We start from the raw sequence: 17,897 nt of genomic DNA, 5'->3' as shown, positions 1-17,897 counted from the left end.
CTTATCCTCAAGACCAACAATACAAAGAAAATTATATAAGCTTTTCCTTATTTTCACCTTTTTTCGTTAAAATTTCAAGTTGAAACTTTTTGAAGAATCCCTACTGGCAGGTGGAAGAAATACTGCTACGAAAAAGCCAATCTTCCATATACAAGAATCAAATTAGTTTCACATACTTTGGAGATAGTATAGAATGATGAACAGATAAAAAATAAGTCTCAATAAACAACAAAGGTGAGGAGAATATGGTCATAAACATTAGTAACGCGGCATTAAAATGGTTTCAAGAGGAAGTGGAGTTAACCAAAGGAGATAAAGTGAGGTTCTATACACAAATTTACGGGAGCAGCCCAATCCAAGAAAATTTTGCCCTTGGGTTTACAGTTGATAATGAACCGATTGATATGTCTGTTAAAACTGAAATAGAAGGAATTACCTTTTTTGTAGAAAGTACGGATTTATGGTTCTTTAATGGACATGATTTACATGTTGATTACAATCAACAAAAGGATGAAGTGGAGTATAGTTATACAAAGTCAGCATAAACCAAATCATTTGAAAAAGCATCGGATCCGATGCTTTTTCAATTTGGGTGAAATATGAACCCTCTATACCTCCACATGCCGCGCCATTGGCAAAATCACTTCAATTATGGTCCCTTTTTGATCACTCCAAAAATGAATCGAGCCATCATGATTTTCAACGATTTGTTTGGAGATCATGATCCCTAGTCCGGTACCATCCTCTTTGGTAGTGAAAAACGGCTCTCCCAGTCGTCTTAAGATATGCACTGGCATACCGCTGCCAGTATCTTTTATAAGCAGCTTTACCTTATTAAAGCTGTGTTTTTTCAATTCGATTGTGACGACGCCGCCTTTTGGCATTGCTTCAATAGCATTTTTCAAGATATTTATAAAAACTTGTTTTAATTGATTTTTATCACATTTAATCGTGATATTCTTCGCCTGATAGATCCTCTCAATATGAACCCCGTTCATATTCGCCTGGGTATCAATTAATGTTTTTACATTGTCAAGAAGCGAAATTAAATCAACCGTTTCAATCTTTAACTCTTGCGGTTTTGCAAGCACCAATAACTCACTTAAAATCAGCTCGATCCGATCCATCTCTGATTGGATTATTTCAAAGTACGGTTTATCACCCTCTGCCTGTGCCTCCATTAACTGAAGAAACCCTTTAATTGCCGTCAGGGGATTCCGAACCTCATGAGCAATCCCTGCTGCAAGCTGGCCAGCAACGCTTAATTTTTCTGAGTTTAGTAACAGTTCTTGTGTCTTTTTCCGTTCCGTACAATCCCTAATAATAATATGCCTTGCTGATTGATTTTGAAAAATTGTTGGAATCCCTTTTACTTCGGCGAAAAAAGTAGTTCCATCCAAACGGACTAGCTTGTATTCATAAAAGTCGGTAGCTTCACCATTCATAAGAAGTTTGGATCGCTGTTTGGCAATCTCTTGATAATCCGGATGAATAATATCAAAAAACTTTTTATTCAAAAGATCCTGTTTCTTTGTTGCGCCAAATAATTTTACACCTGTTTCATTAAAAAAAAGAATCTCATTTTCTTTTGCAATAATGACAGCATCCGGGGAATACTCGACGATATCCCGATAAGTCTCCTCCCGTTTTTTCCCCTCTTCCTCTACTCTCGTTCGCTCTGAAATATCCCTAAACACACTGACCACTTCTAATACATGAAGGGTATCGGGGGCAATAATTGGTTTGCAAAGAGACTCCATCCAAACAAAACTTCCATCCCTTTTTCGAATACGGTAGCAATCCCTTCTTTCTTCATGACTGCTAAGAGCCTCTTTTCGAATGATAAAAGTTTTTTCAGCATCATCTGGATGGACAAAGAATAAGAAATTTTGTTTGATCACTTCTTCAGCCGGGTAGCCAAGAATATGTTCACATGAAGGGGAGACATAAATAATTTCTCCCTGCAAATTCGTACTAATAATAAGATCCAATAGGTTGTCCGTTAATACACGCTGCATTTCTTCTATTTTTCTTACTTCTTCTTTCTTTCTTTTTAATTCCGTAATATCTCTTGCAACTGCACAGACCCCCACTATTTGGTCATTTACGCAAATGGGGATATTCGTAATATTCAGGTCAACATGCTCCCCCATTTTATTTACCATTTTACAATCAAAATTTTGGACTTGGCCTAAAACGGCTTGATGAAAATGATGAAAGACTTTATTTACCTGATCAATTGGAAAAAGAAATTGGAGCTTTAACTTATTCGCTTCTTCTTGTGCATATCCTGAAATCTTTTCGAATGCTGGATTCCCCCGCACCAGTTGCCCTTCGATGTCTATTGTAAAAATGCCATCTTTGTTATACGTGAACATTGTTTCATACCGGCTCTTATTTTCAGTTAAATAATTGATTAAAAGCAATCTCTTCTCACTTTTTATTGCTTCTACAGGACCGCTCATCTCTCTCTATCAGTTCCTTCCCCAACGAAATTAGTGAAAAAATAAAAGCCAAGATGTGTAAGTCTCCCATCTTGGCTTGTGTCTAGCTCACGTCTAACGCGCTACCGTCTATGTGTTGTTATCGCTAAAATAAGAGGGCTCTTTTATCTATGTGAATAAAGCATTAATTCTATTAACCTACAGTTTATTTTAAATTTTACTTATAAAACTTTCAAGGCATTTCTACTATTTTCCATAATCTTATGTAACTTTTGTGTATAAAAACGATGAACCGGCCTCCAAAAATGGATGCCGGTCATCATTAAAGTTCTAGCTCTCCCATACGAAGGAGCTCTACAACTGCTTGTGAACGCCCCTTTACACCAAGCTTTTGCATGGCATTTGAAATGTGATTCCTAACTGTTTTTTCGCTTATAAATAATTCACCAGCGATTTCTTTCGTTGTTTTGTCTTGTACTAGTAGTTCGAATACTTCTCTTTCACGTTTGGTGAGTAGTGGCTTGTGATTATAATCATTCTCCTTCAAGTATTGTAACCCTCCTTGCCTTCGCCAGTAATGAATCGTGGGTGGGTGTATATTTAGTCACCATATCTTATGTGAATAATATAAATGAAGTGACTATATTTTCTTGGAGGAGAACGATTTTATTAAAAAAATGCAAAGGATATTCTAACCTTTTGGTGCCAGTGAAGCAAAGGGTTTATGATGCTTTACGTTTTGCATAAATAATATACCGTTTTGGAGCATTACCGACATAGCGAAAGGGATAGCAAGTGGTAACAATTAATTCCTCCTGCTGATTCTGTAATGTAATAATGCTCGTATCGTCAGACTTCACAATCTTCGTTTTCGTAATTTCATAGGTAAAGTTTCCATAGGGCATTTCCATTTTTAATGAATCCCCAATATTAAGTTCACCTAATTTACGAAATACGGTGTCACGGTGGCCAGACAAAACAATTTGCCCTTGATCGCCTGGAAAATAAGAACCCTTATAGTGCCCAACACCCTTTTCGAGATCATCCGGATCGGTCCCTTCAACGATGGCCAGTTCAGACTTAATCTTCGGAATAGTTAAGAGACCTACAGTATCCCCCATACTTGGAGGCGGGCTGTTTTCAACTTTCTTTGTTAGCGGTTCTGACCGCTGTTCAGCAATCATTTCCTTTGCTTGTTTAACAGAGGCTTTTGTTTGAACTTTCGTATCTACAAATTGCCACACTCCAACACCTAATAAAATGAGTCCGATAGAAATAATCAACAGAGGAAGCTTCGACTTCACATGTAAAACCTACCTTTTCAAAAGGACATTATTTTCAAGTATACCAAAGGGGCACTTATAGAACTATTGGAAATCATCATAAAAAAAGGAAAAAACCTTCCTTTCAAAGTAGAAAAGAAGGTTTTGGTTTATTTTAGTCGTTGTCGCTGCCAAAGAAGTTTCTGAATGCCTGCATAGAGGCATCACGGTTAATAGCTGCAATGGAAGTCGTAATTGGTATCCCTTTCGGACAAGCCTGCACACAGTTTTGTGAGTTACCACAACCTTGCATACCGCCATCCTCCATGAAGGCATTTAACCGTTCTGCTTTATTCATCGCGCCTGTTGGATGGGCATTAAATAAACGAACTTGGTTAAAGACAGCAGGTCCCATAAAGTTGGTTTTGCTGTTTACGTTAGGACACGCTTCTAAACAGACACCACACGTCATACATTTAGACAGTTCATATGCCCATTGGCGTTTATTCTCCGGCATACGCGGTCCGGGTCCTAAATCGTAGGTTCCATCAATTGGAATCCAAGCCTTCACCTTTTTCAAAGAATCAAACATTCTGCTGCGATCTACTTGAAGGTCACGGACAACCGGGAACGTCCGCATCGGTTCTAAACGGATTGGCTGTTCTAATTGATCAACAAGTGCCGAACATGCTTGACGTGGTTTGCCGTTAATCACCATTGAACAAGCACCGCAAACCTCTTCAAGACAATTCATATCCCAAGCGATTGGGGTAGTGGATTGCCCTTTCCCATTAACAGGATTTTTCCGAATTTCCATTAACGCCGAAATAACATTCATATTCGGACGATAATCAACTTCAAATTCCTCCTCAAAAGGGGCAGAATCTGTGTTATTTTGACGCATGATTTTAAATTTCACTGTTTTCTTTTCAGACATTCTTTCCTACTCCCCTCTCCATTAATGTTTTTTTGTATAATCGCGCTCACGTGGTTTTAGTAACGATGTATCGACATCCGCATAATGGAATTCAGGGGCAGTCTTTGCATCAACAAATTTAGCCATTGTTGTCTTTAAGAATTCCTCATCATTCCGTTTAGGGAAATCAGGCTTATAATGTGCACCACGGCTCTCATTCCGATTGTAAGCACCAATAGTAATAACGCGGGCCAATTGCAGCATATTTTGTAATTGACGTGTGAATGCCGCCCCTTGGTTGCTCCATTTAGACGTATCATTAATATTAATGTGTTGGTAACGTTCCAAGAGTTCTTGAATCTTTTCGTCCGTTTTTAATAGTTGATCGTTGTAACGGACAACTGTTACGTTATCTGTCATCCATTCACCAAGCTCTTTGTGAAGGACATATGCATTTTCCGTACCATTTAGGGACATAATTCCGTTCCATTTTTCTTCCTGTTCTTTAACATGGCGATCAAACACAGAAGATGATACTGCTTCAGAAGTCTTCTCAAGTCCATCCACATATTTCACAGCGTTTGGTCCAGCGACCATTCCGCCATAAACTGCTGAAAGCAATGAGTTTGCCCCTAGTCGGTTGGCACCATGCTGAGAATAATCACACTCACCAGCGGCAAAGAGACCAGGAATAGTGGTCATTTGGTCATAATCAACCCATAGTCCGCCCATAGAATAATGAACAGCTGGGAATATTTTCATTGGAACCTTACGTGGATTATCGCCCATGAATTTTTCATAAATCTCGATAATACCACCTAATTTAACATCCAATTCATGCGGATCCTTGTGAGATAAATCAAGGAATACCATGTTCTCCCCGTTAATACCAAGTTTCTGACGTACGCACACATCAAAAATCTCACGTGTTGCAATATCACGTGGTACAAGGTTTCCGTATGCAGGATATTTTTCTTCCAGGAAGTACCATGGTTTTCCATCTTTATACGTCCAAATTCGGCCGCCTTCACCGCGTGCTGATTCACTCATTAAACGCAGTTTATCATCACCAGGGATGGCAGTAGGATGAATTTGGATCATCTCACCATTCGCGTACGTTGCACCCTGCTGGTAAACAATTGATGCGGCAGAGCCTGTATTAATAACAGAGTTTGTTGACTTACCAAATATAATCCCAGGACCGCCTGTTGCCATGATGACAGCATCAGCAGAGAACGACTTAATTTCCATTGTTTTGAGGTTTTGCACGACAACACCACGGCAAACACCGTCATCATCAATAACGGTACCAAGGAATTCCCAGCCCTCATACTTTGTAACCAAACCGTCTACCTCATGACGACGGACCTGCTCGTCCAATGCATAAAGCAATTGCTGACCCGTTGTAGCTCCAGCAAATGCTGTACGGTGATGCTGTGTACCGCCAAAGCGACGGAAGTCTAGTAATCCTTCAGGAGTACGGTTAAACATAACTCCCATCCGGTCAAATAAATTAATAATAAATGGTGCAGCATCACACATCGCCTTTACCGGAGGCTGATTTGCTAAAAAGTCTCCACCATAAATGGTATCATCAAAGTGAATCCACGGAGAATCCCCTTCACCTTTTGTATTTACAGCTCCATTAATACCACCTTGGGCACAAACAGAGTGAGAACGTTTTACCGGAACAAGAGAAAATAGCTCTACCGGTGTTCCTGTTTCTGCAACTTTGATGGTAGCCATTAAGCCAGCTAAGCCGCCGCCGACTACAATCACTTTACCTTTACTCATTCGTGACTCACTCCCTCAATCCAAAATACACATATTTTTCCGACCAAAAATTTTATTAAATAAAAGCAACCAGTGTTTGAACAGCAACAATTGCTAGAACCACAAAAACACCAATTGTCACGTATGTAGAAATGACTTGTGAACGAGGTGACACCGTGATCCCCCAGCTAACTAAGAATGACCATAAGCCATTAGCAAAGTGGAAAATGGCTGAAATAATACCAACTAAATAGAATACAAACATGAAAGGTGATGTAAGAATATCATGCATCATATCAAAGTTAACCTCTGATCCAAATGCCGCCGCGATCCGTGTTTGCCATACATGCCATGCAATAAAGATCAATGTAATAACGCCAGTAATACGTTGTAGGATGTACATCCAGTTTCTGTATGTACCAAACTTATTGACATTGCTAGTTGCGGTAAAAGCAATATAAAGTCCATAAATTGCATGATAAAGAATTGGTAAATAAATAACTACAGTTTCCAGCACAATCCGGAACGGAAGATTTCCCATAAAACCTGCAGCCTTATTGAAGGATTCAGGTCCTCCTGTTACAAAATGGTTGACTACAAGATGCTGCACTACGAATAATCCAATTGGGATTACCCCCAGCAGCGAATGCAATCTGCGATTAACAAATTCTCGATTACCCGCCATTATTTTACCCCCCTTTTAATTTTAAAAATGATGTTAAGTTTCTTCCCTTATAAAACCCCTTAAAAGAATTCATAACCTAGCATCACTGTGACAATAATGTGACATGTCCATTTTACTCCCAACATGCTAGAGCGTCAAGAAAACGGATACACAATCTTTACTAAAAAATAAAATTTTTAAAATATATTGATATTATAATAGACGGTGATGAAAAACACCGTTTATTTGAATTTTTTACAAATTTCACTCCCCAATTACCAACATCTAACTGTTGATTTTTCCGTATGAAAGGACATTATAATTATGATGATAAATATGATTAGTTATTACGAAATAATATTTTCCCTTCCATTCCTGTTTTCGAGAAATCAGTTCTAAAACCTAATCAAAATTGTATATAATAGAATGATAGAAAGAGGGGAAACATGTGAAAGATAGTACAGTTGTCGATATAGATGTTAATTCACCGGAACCGCGAACCATCTCCATATTCGGATATGAGTTAATCAGAGAAGTCCTTTTACCTGAGATTCTAGGAAAAGACACCCCTGAAATCCTTTATTGGGCAGGTAAACGACTGGCACGGAAATTTCCTTTAACCGATTTTGATCAAGTCGTTGAGTTTTTCGCTAATGCCTCATGGGGACAGCTTGAATTAGCAAAAGAAACGAAAAATGAAATCGAAATTGAACTAACAAGCCCACTCATTGTGTCACGAGTGAAATCAAAAGCAGAGTACTTCTTCCAGCTTGAAGCCGGTTTCCTTGCCCAGCAAATTGAGCTTCAAAAAGAAGTCATCGCCGAAGCCTTCGAGCACCCAATCAAAAAGGCAAACAAAGTCCAATTCACCATCAAATGGGACACAAAAGATCCAATCAAATAAAATTCGTTTTTGTTCATTTCTACTATTTTTGTGTTTTAAAGGGTGGCAGGCACCAGAATGGTGCCTGTCACCCTTTTTCGCCTTTCTACCTATTTGCTTAGTTCGAATGCTGCATGGAGTGCTTCTACTGCTTTAAGCATATTTTTTTCTTCGACGACGGCGGATACTTTTATTTCTGAAGTACTGACCATTTTAATTTGGATATTATTAGCCGCTAGAACTTCAAACATTTTGGCTGCCACCCCTGGATTGGAGATCATGCCGGAACCAACAATGGATACCTTCGCTAATTTATTTTCTGCATCGAGTTGCTCATAGCCTAGCACTTCTTTATTGTCTTCTAATACCTTTAATGTCTCTAACAAATCATTTGTATGTATCGAGAAAGACAAATTCGCCGTACCACCCTCTGTTGTACTTTGAATGATAATGTCCACGTTAAGATGATTCTGTGCCAAGGTTGTAAATATCGTTGACAGGCTAGTTAGTGAATTGGTAAGCCCCAATACCGTTACCCTAGTAATTTCGTCTTCAAACGCCACTCCGCGTACGACTAAATTTTGCTCCATTGTTGCTTCCCCCTCTATGACTGTTCCTTCTATTTTCTCCATACTTGAACGAACCTCAAGCTGAACTTGATAGTTCTTTGCAAACTCTACAGCTCTTGGATGCAAGACACCCGCACCCAAATTGGCAAGCTCCAGCATCTCATCATACGACACAGATAATAATTTACGTGCCGCTTTAACATACCTTGGGTCAGTGGTGAATACCCCGGTTACATCGGTATAAATATCACACTTATCTGCTTTAAGCGCAGCAGCTAATGCTACAGCGGTCGTATCAGAACCGCCGCGGCCAAGGGTGGTAATCTCACCGTCCTCTGTGATTCCCTGGAACCCGGCAACAATAACCACCTTACCATCCGATAACTGGGTCTGAATGGCCTCCGTGTTAATTTTCGAGATTCTCGCATTTCCATGAACAGGTTCGGTCACAATACCCGCCTGCCAGCCAGTGAAGGAAACCGCATCAAGTCCTTGTTGATTTAAGGCCATCGAAAGTAAGGAGATGGTCACCTGCTCCCCAGTGGATAACAACATATCCATTTCTCGCTTACTTGGCTGCGAGGATATTTCCTTAGCCATGCTGACTAGTTGATCTGTAGATTTCCCCATTGCTGAAACGACGACAACGACGTTATTGCCTCGTTCCGTCTCCTCTTTCACACAGGCTGCCACATTCAAAATTCTTTCTGCACTGCCAACGGAGGTTCCCCCAAATTTTTGTACAATAAGCCCCATGATCTTCTTCCCCTTTTTTTAAGTAATACTATTAATTTTCCCCAAACACGCAAAAAAGCAATGAGAAGGGCATCTCATTGCTTTAAGACCACGAAAATATAAATTTCCGTACACACAATGTAAGATAGCTCTCCAAGACCAAGGTCTTGACAATCCTGCATTTATTCAATGCAGAACCAGCAAAGAAAGAAATGAGACCTTCCTTACTTCGGCGAACATCCCCTTTCATGATTCATCTTCGAAGCTCATCCTTCTCAGAACCATTACTATTGAAGCTCGCACCTCTACCTTCACTTTAATACGTAAAAGTGATAGTAAATTAAATTTTCACTTATTATAGCATGTTCAATTTTTTCTGACAATCCTTACGATTGAAGTTTTTTGATTAATTCTTCCACTACATTGGCTGGGATTCCCAGGGCTCGAAATTCCTCAACCGTAGCTTCCTTCATTTTCTTTACCGAGCCGAATTCCTTTAGCAATTGTTTTTTCCGCTTTTCACCAATTCCCGGAATATCATCAAGTAATGAATGAAAGGCCGACTTCCCGCGAATTTGACGGTGAAAGGTAATCGCAAAGCGGTGAACCTCATCTTGGATCCTTTGCAATAAATAAAATTCTTGGCTGTTCCTTGCTAGAGGGACAATTTCTAGCGGATTTCCATATAGAAGTTGTGAAGTTCGGTGTTTTTCATCCTTCACCAGACCAGCAAGCGGAATATCAAGCCCCAATTCATTTTCAAGCACATCTCTTACAGTCTCAACATGTCCTTTTCCACCATCAATGATAATCAAATCTGGGAGTGGCAGTTCATCCTTTAAGGCCCTGGAGTATCTTCTTCTTGTGACTTCCCGCATGGATTCATAATCATCAGGACCTTTTACTGATTTAATTTTATACTTGCGGTATTCCCGCTTGGTGGCCTTGCCATCGATAAAAACGACCATTGCAGAAACGGGGTCTGTTCCTTGAATGTTGGAGTTATCAAATGACTCAATCCGATGCGGAGTGTAAATCCCTAGTAATTCCCCTAGGTTTTCTACTGCCTTTATCGTTCTTTCCTCATCTTTTTCAATCAAGGAGAATTTTTCATTTAGAGCAATTTTGGCATTTTTAATGGCCATTTTGACGAGATCCTTTTTTTGTCCGCGCTGTGGCTGCAGCACTTTCACATCTTCGAGCAGCTGCTCCGCCATTGTTAGTTCTACCTCATCCTGAATCAAAATCTCTTTGGGCTTGAAATGATTGGCTTTTGTGTAGAATTGACCAAGGAAGGTTAAGATTTCTTCCTCCGGTTCATTGTAGATTGGAAAAGTAGAGACATCCCGTTCAATCAGCTTTCCTTGGCGGACAAAGAAGACTTGGACACACATCCAGCCTTTGTCAACAGCATAGCCAAAGACATCACGGTCCGTAAAATCAGTCATCGTAATTTTTTGTTTTTCCATAATCGTTTCAATATGAACGATTTTATCGCGGTATTCCTTTGCTCGTTCAAAATCTAGTTCATCGGCTGCTGCGGTCATTTTCTCAGTAAGCTCTTTTTTTATTTCTTTATGGCCACCGTTTAAAAATCGAGAAATATCATCTGTTACTTTTTTATATTCTTCTTCACTAACCTCTTTAACGCAGGGGCCGATACATTGACCTAAATGATAATAAAAACATGGTCGTCCCGTGGTGAAGTTGTTGCATTTTCGTAAGGGAAACATGCGGTCAAGTAATTTCTTCGTTTCCTTTGCAGCACCAACATTCGGATAGGGGCCAAAATACTTCCCTTTATCTTTTCGTACTTTTCGCGTTATGACTAGCTGTGGGTGTCTTTCCGCAGTAATTTTTATAAACGGGTAGCTTTTATCATCCTTCAGCATGATATTGTATTTGGGATCGTATTTCTTGATAAGGTTTAGTTCGAGTAAAAGCGCTTCTATATTTGAAGAAGTAACAATGTATTCAAAGTCCTCAATCTCATTAACGAGCCTTAATGTCTTCCCATCATGTGATCCGGTAAAATAGGAACGAACACGATTCTTTAAAACTTTTGCTTTCCCTACATAAATAATCGTTCCCTGACGGTCTTTCATTAAGTAGCAGCCAGGCTGATCAGGCAGCAGTGTCAGTTTTTGATTAATTATCTCATTCATTTCCGGCCACTCCCATCCGTCTTTTTTTCTATCTTATAAAATAGTAATGCAAATGGCCATTAAAGGGAAGTGGGATGTTTTTCTTATCAAAAAAAACCTTAACTGGAACAAGCCCAGCTAAGGTTTCATTTTGTATCTTTGTATACTTAAACGTGCTTTTCTAATACACTTGCTAATGCTTCTTTAGGCTGGAAGCCGACTACTTTATCAACGACTTCGCCATTTTTCATGACCAACAATGTTGGAATGCTCATAACACCGAAGTTTGCAGCTGTTTGCGGGTTGTCATCCACATCAAGCTTCGTAATTTTCACTTTATCGCCCATGTCTGCATCAAGCTCTTCAAGAACTGGTGCAATCATTTTACAAGGTCCGCACCATGGTGCCCAGAAATCTACAAGGACAAGTCCTGAACCTGTTTCAGCCGTAAAATTTTGATCTGTTACGTGTGAAATAGCCATTTTTTATTTACCCCCTAATAAATACTGAAATACTACCCAGAGTATAACATCGATTGAAATAACACGCTAATAAATTGCTCTACTCGTTATTTTCCCTTATTTTAGCCATCATATTCCTAAAAATTTAGAAGCGAGCAGAACACCCTGCTCGCCCCATTATTATTATGAATGAACCTTAAGCTTTTTAAACTCTTCTGTTAATAATGGCACAACTTCGAAAAGGTCACCAACGATTCCGTAGTCTGCTACTTTAAAGATGTTTGCTTCAGGATCTTTGTTGATCGCAACAATCACCTTGGAGTTGGACATGCCCGCTAAATGCTGGATAGCACCGGAAATTCCACAGGCAATATATAAGTCAGGCGTTACAACTTTACCAGTTTGGCCAATTTGTAAGGAGTAATCACAATAGTCGGCATCACATGCACCACGGGAAGCGCCAACAGCTCCACCTAATACTTGAGCTAATTCTTTCAATGGTTCGAACCCTTGCGCACTCTTAACACCGCGGCCTCCGGAAATAACCACTTTTGCTTCACTTAAATCAACACCCTCGCTTGCTTTTCTTACCACTTCTTTAATAATGGCACGAAGGTCTTTAATATCAACAGATAGGGAAGAAACCTCTCCAGTTCTGCTTTCATCCTTTTCTAAAGGAGCAATGTTATTTGGGCGAACCGTTGCAAAAATCAATCCGCTGGTTACAATTTTCTTTTCAAATGCTTTTCCAGAATAAATTGGTCGTGTAAACACGATATTTCCGCCGGCTGCTTCAACAGCAGTTGCGTCAGAAATGAGACCCGATGAAAGTTTCCCAGCAATTCTTGGTGCCAAGTCCTTACCAAGTGCTGTATGACCGAAAACAAGTCCTTCCGGTTTTTCCTGCTCAATAACTGCAAGTAATGCTTGGGCATACCCATCAGATGTATATTGATTTAATTTCTCATCTTCTACAATGATAACGCGGTCTGCACCATTTTGGACTAGTTCCGTACCTAAAGCGCTTACAGCTTGGCCAACTAAGACACCAACAACATCTCCGCCCTCAGCAACCGTTTTTGCGGCAGCAATTGCTTCGAAAGAAACATTACGTAATGATCCGTCACGAACTTCTCCTAATACCAATACTTTTCTTGACATGTATGTTTACCTCCTGAAAAAACAATTTTTATGTGAATTCGATTAAATTACTTTTGCTTCAGTATGAAGTAGGTGAACAAGTTCTTTAACCTGATCATTTAATTCGCCGGCTAAAACCTTTCCTGCTTCTTTTTTGGCTGGCAGATTAATTTCAATTGTCTTAGTTTTCGCTTCAACATCATCTTCATCAAGGTCAAGGTCATCTAATTCTAATTCTTCAAGCGGCTTCTTCTTCGCTTTCATAATCCCCGGTAATGATGGATAACGAGGTTCATTAAGACCTTGTTGTGCCGTGATTAACAAAGGCAGGCTTGTTCCAATGACTTCAGCATCCCCTTCAACGTCACGGGTAACGGTTACATTTGTTCCGTCAATTTCCAACTTGGTAATCGTTGTTACATACGGAATGTTTAATAACTCGGCAACACGCGGGCCAACCTGTCCTGATCCGCCATCGATGGCAACATTTCCGCCGATGATTAAATCTGCCTCTTTATCTTTTAAGTATTCAGCAAGGATTTTGGCTGTCGTAAATTGGTCACCATTCTCCACATCGTCTTCCGTATTGATTAGAACCGCCTTATCTGCACCCATTGCTAGAGCAGTACGCAATTGTTTTTCAGTTTCTTCGTTGCCAACAGAAATAACGGTTACTTCGCCACCATTGGCATCACGGACTTGGATGGCTTCTTCAATCGCATATTCATCATATGGATTGATGATAAATTCAGCACCATCCTCATTGATTTTTCCACCGTTCAGCGTAATCTTTTCTTCCGTATCAAAGGTTCTTTTCATTAACACATAAATGTTCATGCTTTTGGTCCCCTCCTATGAAATATTCGAGCATTCGCTCAGTTTGAAAGATTGAGATAATTTTTTAGAAAAAAATTTATAAAACTTCTTAAAACAGGAGCCCTGCTTATGGAAGTTATTCACCTTTAAAGTTTGGTTCTCTTTTTTCGAGGAAGGCTTGTATCCCTTCTTTGGCATCGTTTGAAATAAAAACTTTACCAAACAATTCAGCCTCTTTTTTGGTACCTTCGTAAAACTCTTCTGTTTTTGCATAGTTTAATAATTGAATAGCAGCACCAATGGAGACAGGGCTTTTCTTAGCAATTTTCCCAGCTAATTGATAAGCCTGGTCCAATACATCAGTTTCTGGAAAAGCTCGGGTGGCCAACCCGTATTCTACTGCTTCTAAACCTGTGATGGGCTCAGATGTGAACAGCATTTCTGCCGCACGGGCAACTCCTACATATTTTGGCAGGCGCTGTGTACCGGCAAATCCAGGGATTAAACCAAGCTGCAGCTCAGGAAGGCCAAGTTTAGCCGTTTCGCTGACATAGCGGATGTGACAAGCCATAGCAAGTTCCAATCCGCCGCCAAGTGCTGCGCCATGGATTGCGGCAATAATCGGCTTTGGAAACTTTTCCATACGATCAAATAAATCCTGACCGAATTTACCAAGGTTAGCGAAATCTCCTGAAGAAGTGACCGTGGTAAATTCTTTAATATCAGCACCTGCTGAGAAAAAGCGGCCTTCACCATGAATAACAATCACACGAATCTCACGGTTTGGTTCGATTTCATCCAGTATCAACGACAATTCCCTTAAAAGACCTGATGAAAGGGCATTTGCCGGAGGACGCTGAATTGTAATCGTGGCAATACTTTCTTGATACGACCATTTTAAATATTCCAAAGTTTTTCCCCCTATTCTTTTCCTCTTCTGAACCCACAGCCATTAATTAATAGGTGATGAACCGGGGTTGCCAGTTTTATCAAATTATACTTTTCCTCGTTCATTACCCATGAGGTAGCGGTTTCATCAATCGTACCGAAAATCATTTGCCGGGCAAGACGTACATCTAGGTCCGGTGAAAACTCACCCGTCTCTATGCCTTCGAGTATAATTTTATCAATCACCTGTAGGTACCCTTTTAGAACATTATTAATGCGAAGCCGTAAATCCTTGTTAGATTGGCGCAATTCCAACTGGGTCACAATGGCAAGATGGTGATCCTCATAAAGCAAACTGAAATGCGCTTCAATCATCTTTAATAACTTCTCCGCCGCCGTCCCTTTTCCTGCTATCATTTGATCTATTTTTTCAATGAATGTTCCCATTTTTTCTTCAAAGAGTGAGATGAGGATGTCTTCTTTGTTTTTAAAATAAAGATAAATCGTGCCATCTGCCACTCCCGCCTGCTTCGCAATTTTCGAAACTTGGGCTTGGTGGTAGCCATTTTCAGCAATAGCGATGACTGCAGCATCAATTATTTGCATGTATTTCGGCTTACTTTTTTTCAATCTATCCCCCCCTTTGAAGAAAATTATGTACATTACTTGTTAAGTAAAAATAAAAATATGAATGAATCATCATTCATATTTTTATAATAGAATTTATCTTCACTTCTGTCAAGAACTTCTGCCAGAAACTTTGGCTACTTATTATCATATATCAGACAAGCCTATCCGTTCAAAAAAAATTTTCTAGATTAGGCGTGTTTTTGAGCTTCTTCCTCTATTTTTCGCTTTTCCTCTTCAACAAGCATTCTTCTTAAAATTTTTCCTACTGCTGTTTTGGGCAATTCATCTCTAAATTCATATAGCCGCGGTGCCTTATATGCAGCCAGAAACTTCCTGGCATATTGATTCATTTCATCTCCCGTAACCGTTGAACCTTCTTTTAGAACAATATACGCTTTAACCGTTTCACCGCGATATGGATCTGGAATGCCTGCTGCAACTGCCTCGAGCACATCGGGATGTTCATATAATACCTCTTCAATTTCGCGAGGATAAATATTGTAGCCCCCGGCAATAATCATATCCTTTTTACGGTCGACGACGTAAAAATATCCTTCCTCATTCATATATCCTAAGTCACCCGTATAAAGCCAACCATCATGCAGAACTTCTCTTGTTTCTTCCGGACGATTCCAATAGCCTTTCATAATTTGTGGACCTTTAATGACAATTTCGCCAATTTCTCCTACAGGCATGTCTTCACCTGTTTCAATAGAGACAATTTTTGCATTGGTATCAGGGTACGGAACGCCGATACTTCCCTTTACTCTTTCCACGTCCCACAAAAAATTGGAATGGGTGACTGGTGATGCTTCCGATAACCCATAGCCTTCCACCAGTTTTCCCCCGGTCACCTCCTCAAATTTCTCCTGTACTTCCAGCGGAAGCGGGGCTGAACCGCTGATGCATGCCTCAATCGAAGATAAATCGTATTTTTTTAAATCAGGATGGTTTAATAAGCCGATATAAATAGTTGGGGCACCGGGAAATAGGGTCGGGCGCTGTTTATGAATCGTTTTTAACGTTGTCAATGCATCGAATTTCGGCAGTAATATCATTTTGCAAGCCATCTTAATTGATAGGATCATGCAGACAGTCATCCCATAAACATGGAAAAACGGGACAATTCCCAGCATCGATTCTTCACCGGGCTTCGCTTTATATAACCATGCCTCACTCATCAATGTGTTCGATTGTAAATTTTTATGTGTTAACATGACACCTTTCGGAGAGCCGGTTGTTCCACCCGTATATTGCAATAGGGCAATGTCTTCATCAGGGTTGAAGTCGTATTTCGTTAATTCTTTCGGGTTTTCCTTCAAAATTTCAGTCAATGAATGGGAGGATCCCCCGTGTTTGACTTTCACGACAATTCCATATTGTTTTTTCTGGATGTAAGGATAGATTAGATTCTTTGGAAAGGGCAAGTAGTCTTTGATAGCGGTTACAATAATATGTTGTAAATCCGTTTTCGGCATAACCTTCGAGACTCTTGGGTAGAGGATGTCTAGGGTGATAATTACTTTGGCTCCGGAGTCCTTCATTTGATATTCAAGTTCACGTTCCGTATATAATGGGTTGGTTTGAACGACAATTCCACCAGCCATTAATATACCAAAATAACTAATAACTGCTTGTGGTGTATTGGGGAGCATAATTGCGACTCGATCGTCTTTTTTAATTCCCAAATGCCCCTGAAGGTAACTGGCAAAATGTACTACATCTTCATACAACTGTTTGTAGGTCATTTCTTTGCCCATAAAATGAATCGCTATTTTCTCTGGAAACTTTCTTGCTGCATCTGCCAAATATTCTTGCACAGGTTCTGAGGAGTATTCAAGTGTGGTAGGAATTTCTTTCGGATAATGATTCAACCATGGTTTTGATTCCAACATGCATAACCTCCCTCTTATTTATCTGTATAATTATAAAAATTCAAAACTCTCTTTAATTATAGTACAGTACTTCACAATAGACAATGAAGAAAAGCTTCAACAGGATAGTTGATGGCTTAAATTTCTTATTGAAAAAAACACCGCTGAATCAGTTTCAGCGATGTCATGTTTAAGCAAAAAACACAAAATAGATAATACCAAGTAGCACAAATATACCGCATAAACCAATAAGAACTTTTGCTAATGTTTCCACTTTCATTCTCCCCTTACGAAATCCCTGCCCCAATTACGTATGACAATCCAACTGAGATAATCAGCGAAATCAACCCTACTGCACGATTATCATTCTGAATTTCTTCATCAATTTTAAATTTTGGCGTTAAAAATTCGAAGATAAAATAGCCGGCAAGTAATAGCACAAAACCGTAGATCCCCCAACCAATCATTTCAAGCAGAGAATTATGCACGTCGACGGATGCTCGGAAAATATTCGCTACACCAAATATTTTCCCGCCGGTTGCCAATGCCACTGCTAAATTACCATTTTTAATTTCTTCCCAATTTTTATATTTTGTTACCATTTCAAAAATGGCTAAAAAGACAACCATACAAAGAATAACTACACTATAATAGGCAGCAATTTGAATATATTCGTTCTCCCAAAACTGGTCCATTTT

General features: G+C 39.6%; 17 protein-coding genes and 1 riboswitch. Of the genes, 2 read left to right on the top strand and 15 right to left on the bottom strand.

The window, feature by feature from the left end:
- Positions 1 to 245 precede the first annotated feature (245 nt).
- Positions 246 to 545 (top strand): HesB/YadR/YfhF family protein, encoded by a 300-nt coding sequence (locus G6554_RS04705; RefSeq protein WP_166239254.1) that lies wholly within the window; start codon positions 246 to 248, stop codon positions 543 to 545.
- A gap of 63 nt (positions 546 to 608) precedes the next feature.
- On the opposite strand, the gene G6554_RS04700 is transcribed toward G6554_RS04705, so the two are convergent.
- The 6 genes from G6554_RS04700 to G6554_RS04675 form a co-directional block, all read right to left on the bottom strand.
- Entirely contained in the window at positions 609 to 2,465 is a 1,857-nt protein-coding gene (locus G6554_RS04700) for a PAS domain-containing sensor histidine kinase (RefSeq protein ID WP_166239252.1), read from the bottom strand.
- A gap of 301 nt (positions 2,466 to 2,766) precedes the next feature.
- Positions 2,767 to 2,991: a spore germination transcription factor GerE gene (gene gerE / locus G6554_RS04695; protein WP_007087335.1), complete on the bottom strand. Its 225-nt coding sequence runs from the start codon at positions 2,989 to 2,991 to the stop codon at positions 2,767 to 2,769.
- 175 nt (positions 2,992 to 3,166) lie between these two features.
- A complete protein-coding gene (locus G6554_RS04690; RefSeq protein ID WP_166239250.1) occupies positions 3,167 to 3,748 on the bottom strand; it encodes a class D sortase in 582 nt (193 codons plus the stop codon).
- Between the two features lie 133 nt (positions 3,749 to 3,881).
- Positions 3,882 to 4,643 (bottom strand): succinate dehydrogenase iron-sulfur subunit, encoded by a 762-nt coding sequence (gene sdhB, locus G6554_RS04685; RefSeq protein WP_166239248.1) that lies wholly within the window; start codon positions 4,641 to 4,643, stop codon positions 3,882 to 3,884.
- Between the two features lie 21 nt (positions 4,644 to 4,664).
- Positions 4,665 to 6,416 (bottom strand): succinate dehydrogenase flavoprotein subunit, encoded by a 1,752-nt coding sequence (sdhA, locus tag G6554_RS04680; RefSeq protein WP_166239246.1) that lies wholly within the window; start codon positions 6,414 to 6,416, stop codon positions 4,665 to 4,667.
- Positions 6,417 to 6,471: 55 nt separating this feature from the next.
- Positions 6,472 to 7,080: a succinate dehydrogenase cytochrome b558 subunit gene (locus G6554_RS04675; RefSeq protein ID WP_166239244.1), complete on the bottom strand. Its 609-nt coding sequence runs from the start codon at positions 7,078 to 7,080 to the stop codon at positions 6,472 to 6,474.
- 427 nt (positions 7,081 to 7,507) lie between these two features.
- Here G6554_RS04675 and G6554_RS04670 point away from each other — a divergent pair, with 427 nt between their 5' ends.
- The gene (locus tag G6554_RS04670; RefSeq protein WP_207342992.1) at positions 7,508 to 7,963 is read left to right on the top strand and encodes a DUF2507 domain-containing protein; all 456 of its coding nucleotides are present in this window, start codon (positions 7,508 to 7,510) and stop codon (positions 7,961 to 7,963) included.
- Positions 7,964 to 8,052: 89 nt separating this feature from the next.
- Here G6554_RS04670 and G6554_RS04665 read toward each other — a convergent pair whose 3' ends face one another.
- The 9 genes from G6554_RS04665 to G6554_RS04625 all read right to left on the bottom strand — a co-directional run bounded on the left by G6554_RS04665 (position 8,053) and on the right by G6554_RS04625 (position 17,894).
- Positions 8,053 to 9,267 carry an aspartate kinase gene (locus tag G6554_RS04665; RefSeq protein ID WP_166239242.1) on the bottom strand — a complete coding sequence of 405 codons (1,215 nt, stop codon included), beginning with the start codon at positions 9,265 to 9,267 and terminating at the stop codon, positions 8,053 to 8,055.
- A gap of 117 nt (positions 9,268 to 9,384) precedes the next feature.
- Positions 9,385 to 9,562: riboswitch (Lysine riboswitch) on the bottom strand.
- A 70-nt stretch (positions 9,563 to 9,632) separates the two neighbouring features.
- A complete protein-coding gene (gene uvrC, locus G6554_RS04660) occupies positions 9,633 to 11,411 on the bottom strand; it encodes an excinuclease ABC subunit UvrC (protein ID WP_166239239.1) in 1,779 nt (592 codons plus the stop codon).
- Positions 11,412 to 11,557: 146 nt separating this feature from the next.
- The gene (gene trxA / locus G6554_RS04655; RefSeq protein WP_166239237.1) at positions 11,558 to 11,872 is read right to left on the bottom strand and encodes a thioredoxin; all 315 of its coding nucleotides are present in this window, start codon (positions 11,870 to 11,872) and stop codon (positions 11,558 to 11,560) included.
- 162 nt (positions 11,873 to 12,034) lie between these two features.
- Positions 12,035 to 13,012, bottom strand: a complete 978-nt coding sequence (locus G6554_RS04650; protein ID WP_166239235.1) for an electron transfer flavoprotein subunit alpha/FixB family protein — start codon at positions 13,010 to 13,012, stop codon at positions 12,035 to 12,037.
- Positions 13,013 to 13,054: 42 nt separating this feature from the next.
- A complete protein-coding gene (locus G6554_RS04645) occupies positions 13,055 to 13,828 on the bottom strand; it encodes an electron transfer flavoprotein subunit beta/FixA family protein (protein ID WP_166239233.1) in 774 nt (257 codons plus the stop codon).
- Positions 13,829 to 13,943: 115 nt separating this feature from the next.
- Positions 13,944 to 14,717, bottom strand: coding sequence for an enoyl-CoA hydratase (locus G6554_RS04640; RefSeq protein WP_166239231.1), 774 nt, complete (start codon positions 14,715 to 14,717; stop codon positions 13,944 to 13,946).
- An 11-nt stretch (positions 14,718 to 14,728) separates the two neighbouring features.
- Positions 14,729 to 15,325, bottom strand: a complete 597-nt coding sequence (locus G6554_RS04635) for a TetR/AcrR family transcriptional regulator (protein WP_166239229.1) — start codon at positions 15,323 to 15,325, stop codon at positions 14,729 to 14,731.
- Between the two features lie 188 nt (positions 15,326 to 15,513).
- Positions 15,514 to 17,220: an AMP-binding protein gene (locus tag G6554_RS04630; protein ID WP_166239227.1), complete on the bottom strand. Its 1,707-nt coding sequence runs from the start codon at positions 17,218 to 17,220 to the stop codon at positions 15,514 to 15,516.
- Positions 17,221 to 17,486: 266 nt separating this feature from the next.
- Positions 17,487 to 17,894, bottom strand: a complete 408-nt coding sequence (locus tag G6554_RS04625) for a DUF350 domain-containing protein (RefSeq protein WP_166239224.1) — start codon at positions 17,892 to 17,894, stop codon at positions 17,487 to 17,489.
- Between the last annotated feature and the right edge of the window lie 3 nt (positions 17,895 to 17,897).

The sequence above is a fragment of the Bacillus sp. MM2020_4 genome (assembly GCF_011250555.1).
Lineage (GTDB): Bacteria > Bacillota > Bacilli > Bacillales > Cytobacillaceae > Neobacillus.
The sequence above is the reverse complement of the archived record's forward strand: the minus strand, read 5'-3'. Positions and strand labels throughout refer to the sequence as shown.

Coding starts and splice junctions, on each gene's coding strand:
- uvrC (WP_166239239.1), bottom strand. CDS start 11,411: ATGAATGAGATAATTAATCAAAAACTGACACTGCTGCCTGATCAGCCT.
- G6554_RS04630 (WP_166239227.1), bottom strand. CDS start 17,220: ATGTTGGAATCAAAACCATGGTTGAATCATTATCCGAAAGAAATTCCT.
- G6554_RS04665 (WP_166239242.1), bottom strand. CDS start 9,267: ATGGGGCTTATTGTACAAAAATTTGGGGGAACCTCCGTTGGCAGTGCA.
- G6554_RS04645 (WP_166239233.1), bottom strand. CDS start 13,828: ATGAACATTTATGTGTTAATGAAAAGAACCTTTGATACGGAAGAAAAG.
- G6554_RS04625 (WP_166239224.1), bottom strand. CDS start 17,894: ATGGACCAGTTTTGGGAGAACGAATATATTCAAATTGCTGCCTATTAT.
- G6554_RS04650 (WP_166239235.1), bottom strand. CDS start 13,012: ATGTCAAGAAAAGTATTGGTATTAGGAGAAGTTCGTGACGGATCATTA.
- sdhA (WP_166239246.1), bottom strand. CDS start 6,416: ATGAGTAAAGGTAAAGTGATTGTAGTCGGCGGCGGCTTAGCTGGCTTA.
- G6554_RS04700 (WP_166239252.1), bottom strand. CDS start 2,465: ATGAGCGGTCCTGTAGAAGCAATAAAAAGTGAGAAGAGATTGCTTTTA.
- sdhB (WP_166239248.1), bottom strand. CDS start 4,643: ATGTCTGAAAAGAAAACAGTGAAATTTAAAATCATGCGTCAAAATAAC.
- G6554_RS04705 (WP_166239254.1), top strand. CDS start 246: ATGGTCATAAACATTAGTAACGCGGCATTAAAATGGTTTCAAGAGGAA.
- G6554_RS04675 (WP_166239244.1), bottom strand. CDS start 7,080: ATGGCGGGTAATCGAGAATTTGTTAATCGCAGATTGCATTCGCTGCTG.
- trxA (WP_166239237.1), bottom strand. CDS start 11,872: ATGGCTATTTCACACGTAACAGATCAAAATTTTACGGCTGAAACAGGT.